This window comes from Streptomyces sp. NPDC005281, from assembly GCF_040607495.1.
GTDB lineage: Bacteria > Actinomycetota > Actinomycetes > Streptomycetales > Streptomycetaceae > Streptomyces.
Genome location: NZ_JBEXGX010000049.1, coordinates 25,619 through 42,635 on the forward strand (window position 1 = coordinate 25,619; position 17,017 = coordinate 42,635).

14 protein-coding genes and 2 pseudogenes are annotated in these 17,017 nt (G+C 70.5%); 10 read left to right on the forward strand and 6 right to left on the reverse strand.

Annotated elements, in window-relative coordinates; genetic code table 11:
• The first annotated feature begins 203 nt into the window (after nt 1-203).
• The 7 genes from ABZV42_RS38940 (at nt 204) to ABZV42_RS38970 (ending at nt 6,739) form a co-directional block, all read left to right on the forward strand.
• Nucleotides 204-548, forward strand: a complete 345-nt coding sequence (locus ABZV42_RS38940) for a YbaB/EbfC family nucleoid-associated protein (protein ID WP_355988893.1) — start codon at nt 204-206, stop codon at nt 546-548.
• Nucleotides 549-635: 87 nt separating this feature from the next.
• On the forward strand, nt 636-1,235 hold the full coding sequence (recR, locus tag ABZV42_RS38945) for a recombination mediator RecR (RefSeq protein ID WP_355988891.1): 600 nt from the start codon (nt 636-638) through the stop codon (nt 1,233-1,235).
• Complete coding sequence (locus tag ABZV42_RS38950; RefSeq protein ID WP_355988888.1) at nt 1,228-1,887, forward strand: DUF5063 domain-containing protein; 660 nt, start codon at nt 1,228-1,230, stop codon at nt 1,885-1,887. The genes recR and ABZV42_RS38950 overlap by 8 nt, the downstream gene beginning before the upstream one ends.
• A 230-nt stretch (nt 1,888-2,117) precedes the next feature.
• Nucleotides 2,118-3,410: an aspartate kinase gene (locus ABZV42_RS38955; RefSeq protein ID WP_355988885.1), complete on the forward strand. Its 1,293-nt coding sequence runs from the start codon at nt 2,118-2,120 to the stop codon at nt 3,408-3,410.
• Nucleotides 3,407-4,468: an aspartate-semialdehyde dehydrogenase gene (locus ABZV42_RS38960; RefSeq protein ID WP_356056332.1), complete on the forward strand. Its 1,062-nt coding sequence runs from the start codon at nt 3,407-3,409 to the stop codon at nt 4,466-4,468. Before ABZV42_RS38955 ends, ABZV42_RS38960 begins: the two co-directional genes overlap by 4 nt.
• A gap of 511 nt (nt 4,469-4,979) precedes the next feature.
• Nucleotides 4,980-5,606: a SigE family RNA polymerase sigma factor gene (locus tag ABZV42_RS38965; RefSeq protein ID WP_355988945.1), complete on the forward strand. Its 627-nt coding sequence runs from the start codon at nt 4,980-4,982 to the stop codon at nt 5,604-5,606.
• Nucleotides 5,603-6,739, forward strand: coding sequence for a hypothetical protein (locus tag ABZV42_RS38970; RefSeq protein ID WP_355988880.1), 1,137 nt, complete (start codon nt 5,603-5,605; stop codon nt 6,737-6,739). Before ABZV42_RS38965 ends, ABZV42_RS38970 begins: the two co-directional genes overlap by 4 nt.
• A 92-nt stretch (nt 6,740-6,831) precedes the next feature.
• On the opposite strand, the gene ABZV42_RS38975 is transcribed toward ABZV42_RS38970, so the two are convergent.
• Both ABZV42_RS38975 and ABZV42_RS38980 read right to left on the reverse strand, forming a co-directional pair.
• Nucleotides 6,832-7,662, reverse strand: coding sequence for an SURF1 family protein (locus tag ABZV42_RS38975; RefSeq protein WP_356056335.1), 831 nt, complete (start codon nt 7,660-7,662; stop codon nt 6,832-6,834).
• 49 nt (nt 7,663-7,711) lie between these two features.
• Nucleotides 7,712-8,086, reverse strand: coding sequence for a nuclear transport factor 2 family protein (locus tag ABZV42_RS38980; RefSeq protein WP_355988876.1), 375 nt, complete (start codon nt 8,084-8,086; stop codon nt 7,712-7,714).
• Nucleotides 8,087-8,292: 206 nt separating this feature from the next.
• Here ABZV42_RS38980 and ABZV42_RS38985 point away from each other — a divergent pair, with 206 nt between their 5' ends.
• Nucleotides 8,293-10,122: a prolyl oligopeptidase family serine peptidase gene (locus tag ABZV42_RS38985; RefSeq protein WP_356056337.1), complete on the forward strand. Its 1,830-nt coding sequence runs from the start codon at nt 8,293-8,295 to the stop codon at nt 10,120-10,122.
• A gap of 344 nt (nt 10,123-10,466) precedes the next feature.
• Here ABZV42_RS38985 and ABZV42_RS38990 read toward each other — a convergent pair whose 3' ends face one another.
• Nucleotides 10,467-12,449, reverse strand: a complete 1,983-nt coding sequence (locus tag ABZV42_RS38990) for an NAD-binding protein (protein WP_356056343.1) — start codon at nt 12,447-12,449, stop codon at nt 10,467-10,469.
• Between the two features lie 151 nt (nt 12,450-12,600).
• Between ABZV42_RS38990 and ABZV42_RS38995 the strand changes: the two genes are divergently transcribed.
• The gene (locus ABZV42_RS38995) at nt 12,601-13,383 is read left to right on the forward strand and encodes an HAD-IA family hydrolase (protein WP_356056339.1); all 783 of its coding nucleotides are present in this window, start codon (nt 12,601-12,603) and stop codon (nt 13,381-13,383) included.
• Nucleotides 13,384-13,682: 299 nt separating this feature from the next.
• Here the strand turns inward: ABZV42_RS38995 and ABZV42_RS39000 are convergent, their stop codons facing one another.
• The 3 genes and pseudogenes from ABZV42_RS39000 to ABZV42_RS39010 form a co-directional block, all read right to left on the reverse strand.
• Complete coding sequence (locus tag ABZV42_RS39000; protein WP_356056341.1) at nt 13,683-14,780, reverse strand: CU044_5270 family protein; 1,098 nt, start codon at nt 14,778-14,780, stop codon at nt 13,683-13,685.
• On the reverse strand, nt 14,777-15,475 hold the full coding sequence (locus ABZV42_RS39005) for an RNA polymerase sigma factor (RefSeq protein ID WP_355988870.1): 699 nt from the start codon (nt 15,473-15,475) through the stop codon (nt 14,777-14,779). The genes ABZV42_RS39000 and ABZV42_RS39005 overlap by 4 nt, the downstream gene beginning before the upstream one ends.
• A gap of 349 nt (nt 15,476-15,824) precedes the next feature.
• Nucleotides 15,825-16,216, reverse strand: a pseudogene (locus tag ABZV42_RS39010) (DUF3631 domain-containing protein); the annotation flags it as partial.
• Between ABZV42_RS39010 and ABZV42_RS39015 the strand changes: the two are divergent.
• A pseudogene (locus tag ABZV42_RS39015) lies at nt 16,212-16,927 on the forward strand (LacI family DNA-binding transcriptional regulator); the annotation flags it as partial. The pseudogenes ABZV42_RS39010 and ABZV42_RS39015 overlap by 5 nt on opposite strands.
• Nucleotides 16,928-17,017 lie beyond the last annotated feature (90 nt).

Consider the following 17,017-nt stretch of genomic DNA (forward strand, 5'->3'; position numbering starts at 1 on the left):
CGCCGCCCCCTTCCTACCGCCCAATGGGTGGCGATGGACCGGGTTTACCGGCTTTTCCGCCCGGAAGAGGGCCTTGATCAGGTATAGGAGCCGCTTTGATATCACTCGAAAGAGTGCTTGGGCGACGGGCCCGTCGACCACGTAGGCTCGTGCTGGACAGGAAAAGACGCTCGGACAGCCGTACTCGAAACCAGGAGCTGATCGTGATTCCCGGTGGTGGCCAGCCCAACATGCAACAGCTGCTTCAGCAGGCCCAGAAGATGCAGCAGGACCTGGCGAACGCGCAGGAGGAGCTGGCGCGGACGGAGGTCGGGGGCCAGTCGGGCGGCGGCCTGGTGAAGGCGACCGTGACGGGCTCCGGAGAGCTCCGCGCCCTGGTGATCGACCCGAAGGCGGTCGACCCCGAGGACACCGAGACGCTCGCCGACCTGATTGTGGCGGCCGTGCACGCGGCGAACGAGAACGCGCAGGCACTCCAGCAGCAGACACTCGGCCCGCTCACCCAGGGGCTCGGCGGCGGCAGCGGCATTCCCGGTCTGCCTTTCTAAGACCGGCGGCATCCAACTACCGTACGCACCAGGAAGAAACAGCAGGACGGGACCAGGCGGTACCGAAGCACTCGGAAAGGCAGTCCGTTGTACGAAGGCGTAGTTCAGGACCTCATCGACGAACTGGGGCGGCTCCCCGGCGTCGGTCCCAAGAGCGCGCAGCGGATCGCCTTCCACATCCTCCAGGCGGAGCCCACGGACGTCCGCCGGCTCGCACAGACCCTCATGGAGGTCAAGGCGAAGGTCCGCTTCTGCGCGACCTGCGGCAACGTCGCGCAGGAGGAGCTGTGCAACATCTGCCGCGACCCGCGCCGCGACCTCACGATGATCTGTGTGGTGGAGGAGCCCAAGGACGTGATCGCGGTCGAGCGGACGCGTGAGTTCCGGGGCAAGTACCACGTGCTCGGCGGCGCGATCAGCCCGATCGAGGGCGTCGGCCCGGACGACCTGCGGATCAGGGAGCTCCTGGCACGCCTCGCCGACGGCGCGGTCACCGAGCTCATCCTGGCCACGGACCCGAACCTGGAGGGCGAGGCCACGGCCACGTATCTCGCCCGCATGATCAAGCCCATGGGCCTCAAGGTCACCCGCCTGGCCAGCGGCCTCCCGGTGGGTGGCGACCTGGAATACGCGGACGAGGTCACACTCGGCCGCGCCTTCGAGGGGAGACGACTTCTAGATGTCTGACGCCACGCTGCACGCGACCAGCCCCGACCCCGACGACTTCGTGGTCCAGATCGCGGACCAGGTGGAGAGCTTCCTGGTCGCCGTCAACGAGGTCGCCAAGGGCGACGAGCCGGACTCGGCCGTGCCCTTCCTCCTGCTGGAGGTCTCCCAGCTCCTGCTGGCCGGCGGCCGTCTCGGCGCGCACGAGGACATCGTCCCCGACGAGCGCTACGAGCCCGACCTCGGCCCGGAGGGGGACGTGGACGATCTCCGCGAGCGCCTCGCCGTGATGCTGGAGCCGATCGACGTCTACTCCGAGGTCTTCGACCCCTACGAGCCCCGCAAGGCCCCGGTCCCGGCCCGTATCTCGGACGACCTCGCCGACGTCATGACCGACCTGCGCCACGGCATGGCCCACTACCGCGCGGGCCGCACCACGGAAGCCCTGTGGTGGTGGCAGTTCTCCTACTTCTCGAACTGGGGCTCCACCGCCTCCGCGACCCTGCGCGCCCTCCAGTCCGTGGTGGCCCACGTCCGGCTGAACCAGCCCCTCGAGGAGCTCGACGGCCTCGACACCGACCAGGAGATCGGCGAGGAAGCGCTCGCTGAAGAGGCCGGCAAGGTGATGGTGGAGGAGATCGCGGGCCCGCTCGGCCTGCGCACGGTCAAGTAGCCGCCCGCCGGAGTGTGACTCGGGGCACTTTCGGAGTGCCGGGGCTCCGGTACGGGCAGGTGCCGTCTCGGAGCGGCCGGACCTTCCCTTGCCCGCCTGACACCCCGGGGTGATCACTTCGTGAGCGGGACATCTCACGATGCGACACCCCGGAAGGGAAATCCGGCCGCTCGTTAGACTGAGCCGACCGCAGTAGTGCGGTACAGAGACGGACTGAGCGAGGAGCGCACGTGGGCCTTGTCGTGCAGAAGTACGGAGGTTCCTCCGTAGCCGATGCCGAGGGCATCAAGCGCGTCGCCAAGCGGATCGTGGAAGCGAAGAAGAACGGCCACCAGGTGGTCGTGGTCGTTTCCGCGATGGGCGACACGACGGACGAGCTGATCGATCTCGCCGAGCAGGTATCTCCGATGCCCAGCGGACGAGAGTTCGACATGCTGCTGACCGCCGGAGAGCGGATCTCCATGGCCCTGCTGGCGATGGCGATCAAAAACCTGGGCCACAGCGCCCAGAGCTTCACCGGCAGCCAGGCAGGCGTCATCACCGACTCGGTCCACAACAAAGCCCGGATCATCGACGTCACCCCCGGCCGTATCCGTACGGCGCTCGACGAGGGCAACATCGCCATCGTCGCCGGGTTCCAGGGCGTCTCGCAGGACAAGAAGGACATCACCACGCTGGGCCGCGGAGGGTCCGACACCACCGCCGTCGCGCTGGCCGCGGCGCTCGACGCCGAGGTGTGCGAGATCTACACCGACGTGGACGGCGTGTTCACCGCCGACCCGCGCGTGGTGAAGAAGGCGAAGAAGATCGACTGGATCGCCTTCGAGGACATGCTGGAGCTCGCCGCCTCCGGCTCCAAGGTGCTGCTCCACCGCTGTGTGGAATACGCCCGCCGCTACAACATCCCGATCCATGTGCGCTCGTCCTTCAGCGGACTTCAGGGCACCTGGGTCAGCAGCGCGCCACTCGTTCGAAAGACACAGCAGCAAGGGGACCAGAAGGTGGAGCAGGCCATCATTTCCGGTGTCGCTCACGACACTTCCGAGGCCAAGGTCACGGTCGTCGGTGTCCCGGACAAGCCCGGCGAGGCCGCCGCGATCTTCCGCGCCATCGCCAACGCCGAGATCAACATCGACATGATCGTGCAGAACGTGTCGGCTGCGACCACGGGCCTGACCGACATCTCCTTCACCCTCCCGAAGACCGAGGGCCGCAAGGCCATCGACGCCCTGGAGAAGGCGAAGGGCGTGATCGGCTTCGAGTCGCTGCGCTACGACGACCAGATCGGCAAGATCTCGCTGGTCGGCGCGGGCATGAAGACCAACCCGGGTGTCACGGCCGGTTTCTTCGAGGCCCTCACCGACGCCGGGGTCAACATCGAGCTGATCTCGACCTCGGAGATCCGTATCTCCGTCGTCACCCGCGCCGACGACGTCAACGACGCCGTACGAGCCGTGCACAGCGCCTTCGGGCTCGACTCCGACAGCGACGAGGCCGTCGTCTACGGAGGCACCGGGCGATGACCCGACGACCGACGCTCGCGGTCGTGGGAGCGACCGGAGCCGTCGGCACGGTCATGCTCCAGATCCTGTCCCAGCACGCGGACATCTGGGGTGAGATCCGCCTGATCGCCTCGCCGCGCTCGGCCGGCCGCAAGCTGGCCGTGCGCGGTGTTGAGGTCGAGGTCGTGGCGCTGTCGGAGGAGGCCTTCGACGGGGTCGACGTCGCCATGTTCGACGTACCGGACGAGGTGGCCGCCCAGTGGGCACCGATCGCCGCCGCCAAGGGCACGGTCGTCGTCGACAACTCCGGCGCCTTCCGGATGGACCCCGAAGTGCCGCTCGTCGTTCCCGAGGTCAATCCGCACGCCGCCCGGGTGCGCCCGCGCGGGATCGTCTCGAACCCGAACTGCACGACCCTGTCCATGATCGTGGCGCTGGGCGCCCTGCACGCCGAGTTCGGCCTGCGTGAACTCGTCGTCTCCTCGTACCAGGCGGTCAGCGGGGCGGGCCGGGCGGGCGTCGACACCCTGCGCCGGCAGATGTCCCTCGTCGCGGGCACCGAACTGGGGAACAGTCCCGGTGACGTGCGCCGGGCGGTCGGCGACGACACGGGGCCGTTCCCGGAGCCCGTCGCCCTGAACGTGGTGCCGTGGGCCGGGTCGCTCGCCGAGGACGGCTGGTCCTCGGAGGAGATGAAGGTGCGCGACGAGACCCGCAAGATCCTCGGGCTGCCCCGGCTGAGGATCGCGGTGACCTGCGTCCGCGTTCCGGTCGTCACCACGCACTCCCTGACCGTGCACGCCCGTTTCCAGGACGAGGTGACCGTCGACAGGGCCCGGGAGATCCTGGACACCGCGCCCGGCGTCGTGCTCTTCGACAACCCGGCCGCCGGCGAGTTCCCCACGCCCGCGGACGTGGTGGGCACCGACCCGACCTGGGTGGGCCGGGTCCGCCGGGCACTGGACGACCCGACGGCCCTCGAACTGTTCGTGTGCGGGGACAACCTGCGCAAGGGCGCCGCCCTGAACACCGCTCAGATCGCCGAGCTGGTGGCCGCGGAGATCATCCGGACCTCTTAGGTCCTGTCCTCCGCTACCGGTCATAAGTCCGCAGCGTCGGTATTCCACCTGGTCAGAGCGCCGCCGGGATGTGCTCTCGGCGTCCCGAGGCCATAATCCCGGTGCCCCGCGGCGGGTGACTTTGTAGGATCTTTGTCGGTTCAGTGATCAACTTAATGGTCCTGACCACTTGAACCGAACCGTGTCGGCGTTCGAAGATTTCGTTGTCCCCCCGCGCAACCGAGTGACGGGCCGGGAGCGTCTTCGCCGTCGCCATTGAGGGGCGTCCGGGGGGCGGCAGAGCATTGGGCACAGGAGAAGAGCTTTTACGCATGAGGGCATCTGATGCACTGTCGCGCGGGCGCGGCGGCGTAACGGAGGCGGGTCCGGGGAGCGTTCCGGTGGAGAGGAATCCGGCCGATGTGGCACCCGGAGCGAATGTGATGCCTGTCGCGTACAACCCTGCCGGGGGGAAGCGTGTCCAACTGGCGTGGCAGAGGTACTCGAATTCACCGCGGTCCGGACGAGGGGCATGGCCCTGCGTCCACCCCGACGACTCCGCGGCCCCGGCGCGTCCGGCGGCATGCCGGTGATCGCGCCCATGCCCTCAGCGCGGCCGGCCCGCATCCCGAATCAGCGTGACGGCGCCCAGGACAGCCTGGCGGCGGGCACGACCGTCGACCATCTGACCGAGACCTACCGGGCGCACTACCGCTCGCTCCTCGGTCTCGCGGCGCTCCTGCTCGACGACACGGCTTCCTGCGAGGACGTCGTCCAGGAGGCCTTCATCCGGGTGCACTCGGCGCGAAAACGCGTCCGGGACCCGGAGAAGACGCTCGCCTATCTGCGTCAGACCGTCGTCAACCTGTCGCGTTCGGCCCTGCGCCGGCGCATCCTCGGCCTCAAGCTCCTCTCGAAGCCGATGCCCGACATGGCGAGCGCCGAGGAAGGCGCCTACGACCTGTTGGAGCGCGACGCCCTGATCAAGGCGATGAAGGGACTCCAGCGCCGTCAGCGCGAGGTCCTGGTCCTGCGTTACTTCGCGGACATGACCGAGGCTCAGGTCGCCGAGACGCTCGGTGTCTCGCTCGGCTCGGTGAAGGCGTACGGCTCGCGGGGCATCGCCGCGCTCCGCGTCGCCATGGGGGCTTCGGCATGAGCGGGAACGACGACCGGCGGCACCCCGAGGACCAGGGCAGCCCGGAGCACGAGCACAAGCAATCGCACGCTGGGAACGGAAATGTGAACCACGGCCCCGACGAACAGCCCGGAACACCGGACATGGACGGACCGGGACCCGAAGGGCTCGGCGGCGACGAGCTGGCACTGCGCCGGCTGCTGCACCAGGCCGTTCAGGAGATCGAACCCACCGACGGCACCCTGGACCATCTGCGCCGGGCGGTACCGGCCCGGCGTGCCCGCAAGCGGCAGGCCGTGGTCGGCATGGCGGCGGCGGCGCTCTTCATGGGCACGGCGATCCCGGCCTTCGTGCACGTCTCCAACTCCTCGGGGTCGAACCCCGACCCGTCCATCGCGGCCAACAGCTCACAGGCCCAGGGTGGCGCGACGCAGGGCAAGGGCTCGGACGGCGGCTCCGGCAAGGACGCGGGCGGCCCGGCCGGCACGTCCAGGGGCGACGGTTCCGGTGGCAGGACCCAGACGCCGGGCGGCAAGGACAAGGGCGCGAACGGGGCCGCCACGGGCGGTGCCGATCCCTCGGCCTCCGCCTCCGCCGCCCTCACGTGCACGGCGGACCAGCTCGGCGGGGCCTCCGGCACGGCCGGCACACCGGACTCCACCGGCGCGGTCTACGGCTCCTTCACCGTCTCGAACGTCTCCACCGCCGCCTGCACCGTCACCGGCGCCGGCAAGGTCAGCACGCTCGCCCAGGGTGCGGCGGACCCCGCCAAGATCGGCGTCGCGACGCATGTGGGGGGCGACGCGGCCACCGGGCTGCCCGACCCTTCCACGGAGGTCACCTCCCTGGTGCTCCAGCCGGGCGCCTCGTACGTGGTGAAGTTCGCCTGGGTGCCCTCGTCGACGTGTCCGACCGTGGTGGATCCCACACCGGACCCCACCCCGACGCAGGGCACCACCGACACCGGCGGCACGACCAGCGGCTCGGCGGTGGCCGGCGGCACCGCGCCGCAGCTCCTCGTCGAGGACGGCACGCTCGACGGCAGCGTCGTCGTCTCCAGCACGGCGGAGACAGGGGGTGCGGCGGCATCGGTCACCGTGCCCAATGCCTGCGCGGGCACGGTCTATCACACGGGGATCCTGGCGTCGTCCTGACGGACGGCGAGCTGGCGTCCCGACGGATCCCGGCGCCCTTTTCGCGGGGGTGCCGGGGGAGCGGTGTCCGGCTCCACGGCCGTCTCGCCCGATCAGGCCGTGGCGGAGGGCGTCACTGTAGTGGCGCCGGCGTCCTCGGGCTTCTTCTCCTCGTCGTCCGGGGCGTCCGGAAGCAGTCCCAGTTCGGCGTCGCGGACGAACTCCACCTCGCGGCGCAGCAGGCGGAACCACATGAAGACGACGAAGCCCGCGAAGACGAACCACTCGCCGGTGTAGCCGAGGTTCTGGAACGCCTTGAGGTCGAGGCCGGTGTTGTCCGGCGCGGTCGGAGGCACCGCCTTCATCCCGGAGTCGGCCTTGTCGAGCGTGATCCACGCGTCGTACGGGGTGTACGGCACGAGGTTCACCAGCGACGCGGCGCTGATCGCGGCCGTCTGCCCCGCAGGAAGGCCTCCGACCGAGCTGACTCCGTTCGACCCGGGGCTCTCGGACGCCTGGAGCGCACCCGTGACCGTGACCTCGCCGGTGGGCGCGGCCGGGGCCTTCGCCGGGTCGGCCGTACCGGGCAGCCAGCCCCGGACGACGGGCAGCGCCTTGCCGCCGTCGACCCGCAGCAGCGTCAGCACGTAGTACCCGCTCCTGCCGTCCAGCTCCCGGCCGGGCACGAGGAGCTGCTTGCCGTACCGGCCCTTGGCGATGGCCTGCTTGCCGGACGTCTCCGTGGTCACGGGGAGCATCGAGGCCAGTGGCCGGGCGGGGTCCGTCCCGGCCGTCGAAGCCGCCGCGTCCGCTGTCCGGTGCTCGTTCACCCGGTCCTCGAACCGCCCCAACTGCCACGACCCCATGAAGATGCAGAAGGGGATGGCCAACAGCACGAAGACGTTGATCCCCCACCAGCGGGGCGTCAGCAGAAAGCGGTACACGCCTGCCACGGTACGGGGCGGCCGGGCCGGACTCGGCCGTGGGGCCCACTCAGTACCGCTCGGCCAGATGGTCCCGGCCCGCCGGAGGCTCGTACGGCTCGGGCCAGAAGTCGGTCACCGTGGCGATCCGGCCCCGGGCGTCCGTCGTGAAGAACGTGATCGCGTGCATCTCCTCCAGGCCCACCGTGAAGCGGGTCCAGGTGACGGCCTGACCGGGCTCGGCCATGACGCGCTCTATCCGCACGTGCCAGTCGCCCGGATACTCGCGGTTGAACTCGACGTACCGCTCCCTGCCGCTGATGCGCTCGCGCGTCTGCGGCAGGGTGTAGACGACGTCCTCGGTGAGCAGCTCCGCGAACGCCTCCCAGTCCCGGGCGTCCGCGGTGGCCCAGTAACTCTCGACGGCCTTGCGTGGATCGGTCATGCGAAAAAGTCTGCACCCCGCCACTGACAACGGTCCTGACCTGCGCACATGCCCCCGCGACGAGACGGGCCCGGGCTGTGTACGAGAGCGCGGGCGCGGCTTCGCGTGGCGTTGCGCGGCCGGTGGAGGGCGTCGGGGCCGCGAAGTTGTCCACAGGCTGGGGACCTCGTCGGCGCGAGGCGGCCCGGGCCAGGCACTATGGGGCCATGACTGAGAGCACCAGGTCCACCGAGCCCCGCCAGCAGGACATGCCCGACTGGGAGAAGCGCTTCCGGGCACCGCGGGTGTCGCTGCCGGACTGGGCGGAGGACGCCCCGCACCGTTCCCTGTTCGTCTCGAACGCGACGGGCACCTACGAGCTGTACGCGTGGGACCGCGAGACGGGCGAACAGCGCCAGGTCACCCACCGGGCGAACGGCACGACGGACGGGGTCCTCTCGCCCGACGGCGAGTGGATCTGGTGGTTCGACGACAAGGACGGCGACGAGTTCGGGGTCTGGCGGCGCCGCCCGTTCGACGCGCCTCTTGTGGTGAACGGCGTCGACGAGCCGGCCGTTCCCGGCCTCGATCCCTCCTACCCGGCGGGCCTGGCCATCGGCCGGGACGGGCGTACGGCCGTCGTGGGCCGCTCGACCGACGACGACGGATCGACGATCCATGTGGCCCGCGCCGGCGAGGCCCCGGCCGAGATCTACCGGCACCGTGAGTCGGCCGGGGTCGGCGACCTCTCGCACGACGGCACGCTCATCGCCGTCGAGCACACCGAGCACGGCGACGCGATGCACTCGGCGCTCAAAGTGCTGCGCCCGGACGGTTCGGCGGTCGCCGAGCTGGACGACACCGAGGGCGGCACGGTCGAGCTGGGGCTCGAGGTGCTGGGCTTCGCCCCCGTCGACGGGGACAGCCGGCTGCTCATCGGGCACCAGCGGCGTGGCCGCTGGGAACCCCTGGTGTGGGACGTGGAGACCGGCGAGCAGACCGACCTGGGCCTCGACCTCCCCGGTGACGTGGCCGCCGAGTGGTATCCGGACGGCTCCGGCCTCCTCGTCGCCCACAGCTTCGAGGCGCGCAGCAATCTGTGGCGCTACGACCTCGCCTCCGGCGAGCTGACCGAGGTCGTGACCCCGCCCGGCACGGTCTCCGGAGCGACGGCCCGCCCGGACGGGACGGTCGAGTACCTGTGGTCGTCGGCGGCCGAGCCCTCGGCGGTCCGCTCGACGACCGGCGAGATCGTCCTGGACCCGCCCGGCGAGAAGTCCCCGACGTCCGTCCCCGTGGAGGACGTCTGGGTCGAAGGGCCCGGCGGCCGCGTCCACGCCCTGATCCAGAAGCCGGCCGGCACCACCGGCCCGCTGCCCACCGTCTTCGAGATCCACGGCGGCCCGACCTGGCACGACAGCGACTCGTTCGCGGCGGGCCCGGCGGCCTGGGTCGACCACGGCTACGCGGTGGTCCGGGTCAACTACCGAGGTTCCACCGGTTACGGCCGCGCGTGGACCGACGCGCTCAAGCACCGCGTCGGCCTCATCGAGCTGGAGGACATCGCGGCGGTCCGCGAATGGGCGGTCACCTCCGGCCTGGCCGACCCCGACCGGCTGATCCTCACCGGCGGTTCCTGGGGCGGGTACCTCACCCTCCTCGGCGTCGGCACCCAGCCGGACGCCTGGGCCCTCGGCATCGCCGCCGTCCCGGTCGCCGACTACGTCACCGCGTACCACGACGAGATGGAGGCGCTGAAGGCCATGGACCGAACGCTCCTCGGCGGCACCCCGGAGGAGGTTCCCGAGCGCTTCGAGGCGTCCTCCCCACTGACCTACGTCGACGCGGTCAAGGTCCCCGTCTACATCTCGGCCGGTGTCAACGACCCCCGCTGCCCGATCCGCCAGATCGACAACTACGTCACCCGCCTCGCCGCCCGCGACGCCGTCCACGAGGTCTACCGCTACGACGCGGGCCACGGCTCCCTGGTCGTCGACGAACGAATCAAGCAGGTCCGCCTGGAACTCGACTTCGCGGAGCGACACCTGGGCCGGTGACACGGAGGTGCCGCGGGCGACGCCTGGACGGGTGGCCCCGGCGGGCATCGGGACGGGTGGCTCCGGCGCCACGCCGGGAGGTCAGGTCCCGGGGCGCTTCCGGGGAGTCCCGGGACGTGGCCCCGGGCCCCGGGTCCACTTGGGTCGGGGCCTGGCCGGGCCGTCCGGGTCCACTTTGGTCGGGGGCGGTCGGGCTGCCTGGGGCCACTCGGGTCGGGGCCGGTCGAGGGCTAGGCTCCTGCCCTCCTGCCTACTGCCGGGGGCTGGTCAGGGCTACGTCCCTGCCCGCTGCCGGGGGCTGGTCGGGGGCTACGTTCCTGGCCTGTTGCCGGGGCTGGTCGGGGCTACGCCCCTGTCCGCTGCCGGGGCCGTCGGCCGAGCAGTTCAGCCAGCCCTCGCCGCGTGGCGGCGAGCACCACGCGGTCCTCGGGCCGCAGGACGTAGGTGGACGGCAGGTCCCACACCAGCCGGGGCCCGCCGGGGGAGGACGCCCGGGCCGCCCGGCGCTCCTCGGGAGTCGCCGTGTCCAGTGCGAGTACACGCCACGCCCCCGCCCGGAACGCCTCTCCCACCGTGCGCCCTTCCAGCTGAGGGTGCCCGCCCACGTCCACCGCGGCGAACAGCAGCACCCGCCGCTCGACGGGAATCGCCCCGAGGATCTGCCGTCCCAGCATCGCCCCCGCGAACGCGGGCGCGGCCAGATGGGACACGCTGCGGCTCCGGGTGAGCGCGCCGGGATGCGCGGCCCGGAGGGTGCGGTAGACGGCGGTCGCGAAGTCGTCGTCGTACAGCCGCAGTACGACCCGTAGATCGGGCCGCAGCGTACGGGCGGAGAGCGCGGCCTCCAGGTTCATCGTGTCCGCGCTGGTCAACGCCAGCAGCGCGTGAGCCCGATGGATCTTGGCGGCCTCCAGCACGCCTTCCTGGGTGACGTCGCCCAGCACCACGGGCACCCGCAGCCTCCGTGCCAGCGCGAGCCCCCGGGCCTCGGGGTCGGCCTCCACGCACACGACGGGGATGCGCAGCTCACGCAGCCGCGACAGCACCCGGGTACCGATCTTGCCGACGCCGAGCAGCACCACATGCCCGGAAAGACCGCGGGGCGGCTTGCGCAGAGCGGTGCCGCCGCGGAAGGTGCCGAGCGCCTCCAGGACCGCGGCGAGCAGCACCGGCAGGAGCAGCAGCCCGACCATCCCCGAGCAGAGCTGGAGGATCTGCCGGCCGAGCGGCTGTCCGATGGCCGGATCGTTGATGGCGAAGAGGTCGAGGAGCGTCAGATACGTCGCCTGGAGCGGTTGTTCCCCCGTGACCAGCATCGACGCCACAGCGAGCCCGACCACGCACGCGACGAGTCCCGCGAACGACAGACGCAGCCGCCGGGACAGCAGTGAGCCGAACCACGGCATGACGCCCCGTCCGGCGCTGAGTTCGGGACCGGAGTACGCCACGTTCTCCAGAACGACGGTCCCGCGCCCGGTGGCGGCCGCCACGGCCCTTTCGTCGGGCAGGAGTTGAGGTCCCTGTGCTCCACTTCCCTCTGAACCGTCGGCGCCGGCAGGGTCGTTGGTCGTGGCGGACAGCAACGCCAGCGTGCACAGCCCTGGATCGGCGACCTCGCCGGGACCGGGAGGCGGCCGCTCCACCGCGCGGAGCATCAGACCATCGGTCTGGACGACCTTGCTCGTACCGGCCACAGCGGTCGCGGCGAGCGCGGGCGCGGCGGTGTCGGCGTCGGACAGCACTGTGGTGGAGGCGTCGTACACCTCGGCGTTCCTGTCGCGCCGGGAACCGTCCGCCGCCGGGCCTCCGACGGAGTTCGCGCCGCCGCCACCGGCGTCGCGTGTGCCGTCGGGCGTGGCAGCGGCGGCAGCGGCCAGCGCCGAGGCCTGGTCGAGAAGGGCTTCGATGTGCTGTCCGAGACGCCGGTTGTAGAGCCGCAGGACCAGCCGGATCCGCGGGTTGATGCGCCGCGCCGTGAGCGCCGCACGGATGTTGGTCTCGTCGTCGTCGTACACGAGGGCGAGCGCGGTGGCCCGTTCGACGCCCGCGTAGGTGAGCGCGTCCTCGGTGAGTTCCGTGGCCTCCACGACCCGCTCGGAAGCGGGAGTCTCGTCGGCGGTCCCTCCGCCCCCGTTCCCGTTCCCTGAGGCCCGGTTCACGGCCGCGGACACCCGGTCGAACAGGGCGGTGGCCCGCGCCCGCACGACGACCGGCGGGCGCACTCCGCGCTGCGCGGGCGGCACGACCAGGGTCACCCGCTCGCCGTACACCCCACGCAACTCGGCAGCCAGCCGATGGGCCAAGGCGTCATCCCCGGCCACGACCATGTGCTCGGCGGCGTCACTCGACGCACTCTGAGACGGAAGATTCCCCACGAAGGAGAAGACTGCCGCATGGGTACGGGTGGTTCCAGTGAGGAGACGGAACGCTCCCCGGTTCCCAACGCGCGAACGAAACCGCCGAACCTATGCTGCCGAGATGATCAAACCGATTGAGCTGGTGATATTCGATTGCGACGGTGTGCTGGTCGACAGCGAACGCATCGCCGTACGCGTCCAGGTCGCCCTCGGTGCCGCACTGGGATGGCCGCTCACCCCGGAGGAGGTCATCGCCCGGTTCATCGGGCGCTCGCACGCCGATATCCGCGTGCAGGTCGCCGCTCGGGTGGGTGAGGAGACGGCCGCGATCTGGTCGAAGCAGTTCGAAGAACTCCACCGCGAGGCCGTGGATTCCGAGCTCGCCCCTGTCGAGGGGATGGCTGAGGCGCTCGACGTGATCACCTTGCCGACCTGCGTGGCATCCAGCGGCTCACACGAAAAGATGAGGCATACGTTGGGTCGCACCGGGCTGTACGAACGCTTTGCGGGCCGGATCTTCAGCGCCACCGAGGTCGCCCGCGGCAAGCCCGCCCCAGACCTGTTCCTGCACGCCGCCCGGCGAATGGGCATCGATCCGGCCGCTTGTGCGGTGGTCGAGGACAGCCGGCCCGGAATAGCCCACGGCGACAAGGGCTACGACTCCAACGCCAACCGCGAAGAGCTGCGCAAGCGCGGGATCCTGCCAGTCATCTCCCGCCAGGGCGCGCCCAACATCAAGGGCTCGGGCAGACTTCGTTCCGTCGTGGAGCAGACCTTCGCCCTGTTCCACGGGTTCAAACGCCTCGCCGTCCGCTGGGAACGCCGAACCGAACTCCACGACGCATTCGTCTCACTGGCCTGCAGCCTCATCTGCTGGAGGCGCCTCAAGAGGGGCCGCTCATGATCGCGTCACGAGCTCTGAGCCGGAGCCGTCGCCATCGGATACCTCATCCATTCGACATGGCGCAGGCCACGCCACTGTCACCGCATGGCTGCACAAGTTCTCCTGGTGTCCTGCGCCGGAAGTTCGTAGGCAGCTCCAGCGGCACTGTCATGGGCGGCGCGCCTGGTTGGTGGGCGAGGTCCGGCATCGGCGGCGCACGAAAACGGCCGAGGCCTGCACAGCCCCGTGGCCGCCATCCTGGGACGGCGGCCACGGGGCTGGCGGGGCGGCGGTGGGCTTCAGCCTGTGGCGGCGGGACCTCAGCCCTTCTGCTCGGGGGTCTGCTTCATGCCGCCGACGATCGCGCGCTTGGTGATGGCGCTGATGCCGCGGACGGTGCCGGGCTTGATGACGACCCCGTCCTGGGAGGCCGACTTGACCTGCACGGTCCGCTCGCCGAGGAAGACGTGGGTCTTCTTGTCGAAGATCCACTCCTCGCGTGCGCCGCTGGTCTCGTCCAGCCGCGCCACCGCGATGCCCGAGCGGCCGAGCGCGTCCTTGGCGTCGTTCACCACGACCACGCCCGGGATCTTCGCGGCGGCCTTGAACAGGGCCGGGTAGAGCTTCGCGGGCGGGTAGCTCTCGCCGAGCAGATCGCCGATGGTGGTGAACGCCTCCTGGTCGGGGGTGTTGCCCTGCGTCGCGGTCTCCTTGTAGATCAGCTTCAGCAGCTCGTCGGGGTCGGTGGTCAGCCGGGCCAGGAAGTCGTAGGACGGGTGGTTCAGGCCGGCCTCGGGGGTGTTGCCCTGCTCGTCGGGCAGGCTCAGTGTCTCGCCCTCGGCGCTGTCGTTGACGGCTGCGTCGATCAGCCAGCCCTTGGTGCCGTCGGCGGACTGCCAGACCTGGCGCCGGTGCAGCGCGTAGCTGGCGAGGCTGCCCTTGCCGCCGTCCGTCTTCACGAAGGTGTCGGCCGTCTGGGACTCGGTGTAGACGTACTGGCCGGGCTTGACCGTGGGGTGGGTCTCCTCGGCCGCCGCCAGTGAGACCTGGTCGATCAGCTGCGGCAGGCCCTTGGTGGTCGTGGCGCCGACGGGGATGACCGCCGCGGGTCCGGTGGCGAGACCATCGTTGTGCACGCCGCTGTCGATCAGCAGCGTCCCGGCGACGACTGCGCAGGCCAGCGCCATCGCGGGCAGCGCGAACGCCGGGCGCAGCAGGCGCAGCCCTCGGGGCTTCGGCAGGGCGGGGGAGGCCTTCGTGGTGCTCGCGTCCCGCTGGGTGTCCTGCTGGAGGTGGGCCATCAAACGCTCCTTGTGGAACTGGTGACGGCCCGCCGGGAGATCGCGCGCAGTCTGTGGGAGGAGAGGCGCGCTTTCCTCCCACTTGGCCGGACTCTGCCGGGACTGGGTCGCTTTCATCGATTTCCTTCCGATACGGGCCGGATCGAGTGGATGTGTTCTCCTCTTGTCTGTCGATCCGGCCGGCCGAGTTCCCGATTTCCTCGTACGGGTTTTCCCGCGCGTTCTTCGGCGCGGTGGTCCGTGGAGGGGACCGGCGCCGCCCGGGCGGCAGGCTGGCCGCCGAGTTCGGCCTCGGTGAGTTTGCGCAGCTTGGCGCGTGCCCGGGAGAGACGCGAGCGCACCGTTCCGACGGCGATGCCGAGCGCCTCGGCCGCGGCCGTGTACTCCAGTCCCTCCCAGAGGCACAGCGTCAGGACCTCGCGCTCGGGTCTGCGCAGTGAGGCAAGCGCGCGCAGGGCGGCGGCGATACGCCGTCGATCGTCGAGCCGGCCCGCCACCTCGTCGGCGTGGTCGGGCAACGCCGTCTCGGCCTCCGCGGCGGCGTTCGCCGCGGCCCGGTAACGCCGGTTGCTGCGATGGTGGCCACGGGCGACGTTGATCGCCACGCCCAGCAGCCACGGCCGCAGGCTGCCACCCTCGGCGCCGACCCGGTCACGCAGCCGCCACGCTTCCATGAAGGTCTCGGCCATCACGTCCTCCGCCGCGGACCAGTCGGCGGTGAGGCGGAAGGCGTGGTTGTACACGGCGCGTGCGTAGCTGTCGTACAGCTCGGCGAACGCGCTCGGATCCCCGGCCCGTATCCGGGTACGCATGTCAGTGCTCACCTTCATTAACTGCCGATCCGCGCACTCCGGGTTCCCGTGATCCGCGTCACAAGGGGCGACGGAGGTGCCGTCCGGTCGCCGGACGCCGGGCTCAGGCCTGACACGAGCAGCCATCGAGCGTCGTCCCGGCCGACGGACCGGAAGCGCCCCCCGCACTACCCGACACCGCCAACACAACCACCGGATGATCGGCTACACCGCGACAAGGGGTCTAGGCCGGCTCGCCCTCTGGGCCTATGTGCAACTCCTGTAGTACGAGCGCGAGATCCGGCGATGTGTCCTTGAGACCTGCCCATCGCTCCATCACGGCGGCTGCGGCATCGGCCAGATCAGAGGGGAGCCCCGCCTCGTCGAGAGCGTGCGCCGCCTCCTTCATCTCGGGCCCCCAACGCCACCGGCCGCATCCGCCACGGCCAGCAGGGGCTCCCACACGTCCGCCGGCCGGTCCGTGACACCCTCCGGCATCTCCGGCCACGCCTCCGTGATCTGGTCGTGCAGGGGTGCGGTCCAATCCGCGAGTATGTCGCGCAGGACGTGGCCCTGCTTCTCGTGGACGCGGCGCCGGTAGGGCTCGCATCTCTCGTTGGGCGCCTTCTTGCGCATGCGGATGATGACCGACCTGGTCAAGATCGTGTCCGGCAGCGATCCGAGCCCGGCCATGGCGACCGCACAGAACGACGGGAGAAAAGCGGCCTTCTGATCGGATCCGTCGCCGACGCAGCGCAAGGTTGTCACCGAACCCTTGGGCATCCTGCTGTGTGCTGAGCGCGCCTCCCTGCTCTCTGGGTCGTGACCAAGGGCTACACAGGCATGCGATGGGGCGAAATCGTTGGACTGGAGACCGAGTTCGTCCGCAGAGGGGCCGTACGAGTGGAGTGGCAGCTCTACGAACTCGACTCGGGAGAGTTCGAGCGCTGCCCTCCCAAAGACGACAGCTACCGCACCATCGACGCCCCGGCATGGCTCACTCGCCTGTGGGCCAACCACGCAGCCCAGACGCAGCCGAAACCCTGCGCCTGCCACGGCAATACCTACCTGTTCCGCGGACAAGGGGTGTCCCGCACGGGGGAGACCGGCGCGAAGGTGGTTGACGTGGCGAGACGGGCCGGCGTCTCCACCGGCACCGTCTCCAATGTCCTCAACCGACCCGATGCCGTGGCGGAAGCCACCAGACAGCGGGTCCGGGAGGCCATCGACGCCCTCGGATTCACCCGTGGTGGCGGCGCCGTCGACCAGGCTGAGCACTGGCGACGGAACGGGTTCGCCACGTGGCTGTTCACGCTGGCTGTCTCAGGCTGGTATCCGAAGAAGGCGCCACAGAAGGCACGGCCCGTGCCGGTTCTGGCCGATCCGTGGCCCGGTGTGCCGGCGCGAGGTAGAGGAGCGTCAGCGCGAGCGGACACCTGCTGGGTGCCAATCGCGAAGGGGCTTAGACCCAATGCCGTTGCATTACGGGTCTGTGGGTTGGGGTCTTGTGATGAGGATGGCTGCGGTGCCGGTGCGGGTGGCCTGGGGCCAGGCGTGGTGTTC

Bases quoted from the DNA above. Each gene is read 5' to 3' on its own strand.
- ABZV42_RS38990 (WP_356056343.1), bottom strand. From the start codon at position 12,449: ATGGTCGTGGCCGGGGATGACGCCTTGGCCCATCGGCTGGCTGCCGAG.
- ABZV42_RS39005 (WP_355988870.1), bottom strand. From the start codon at position 15,475: ATGCGTACCCGGATACGGGCCGGGGATCCGAGCGCGTTCGCCGAGCTG.
- ABZV42_RS38970 (WP_355988880.1), top strand. From the start codon at position 5,603: ATGAGCGGGAACGACGACCGGCGGCACCCCGAGGACCAGGGCAGCCCG.
- ABZV42_RS38980 (WP_355988876.1), bottom strand. From the start codon at position 8,086: ATGACCGATCCACGCAAGGCCGTCGAGAGTTACTGGGCCACCGCGGAC.
- ABZV42_RS38985 (WP_356056337.1), top strand. From the start codon at position 8,293: ATGACTGAGAGCACCAGGTCCACCGAGCCCCGCCAGCAGGACATGCCC.
- ABZV42_RS39000 (WP_356056341.1), bottom strand. From the start codon at position 14,780: ATGAAAGCGACCCAGTCCCGGCAGAGTCCGGCCAAGTGGGAGGAAAGC.
- ABZV42_RS38960 (WP_356056332.1), top strand. From the start codon at position 3,407: ATGACCCGACGACCGACGCTCGCGGTCGTGGGAGCGACCGGAGCCGTC.
- ABZV42_RS38950 (WP_355988888.1), top strand. From the start codon at position 1,228: ATGTCTGACGCCACGCTGCACGCGACCAGCCCCGACCCCGACGACTTC.
- ABZV42_RS38995 (WP_356056339.1), top strand. From the start codon at position 12,601: ATGATCAAACCGATTGAGCTGGTGATATTCGATTGCGACGGTGTGCTG.
- ABZV42_RS38965 (WP_355988945.1), top strand. From the start codon at position 4,980: ATGGCCCTGCGTCCACCCCGACGACTCCGCGGCCCCGGCGCGTCCGGC.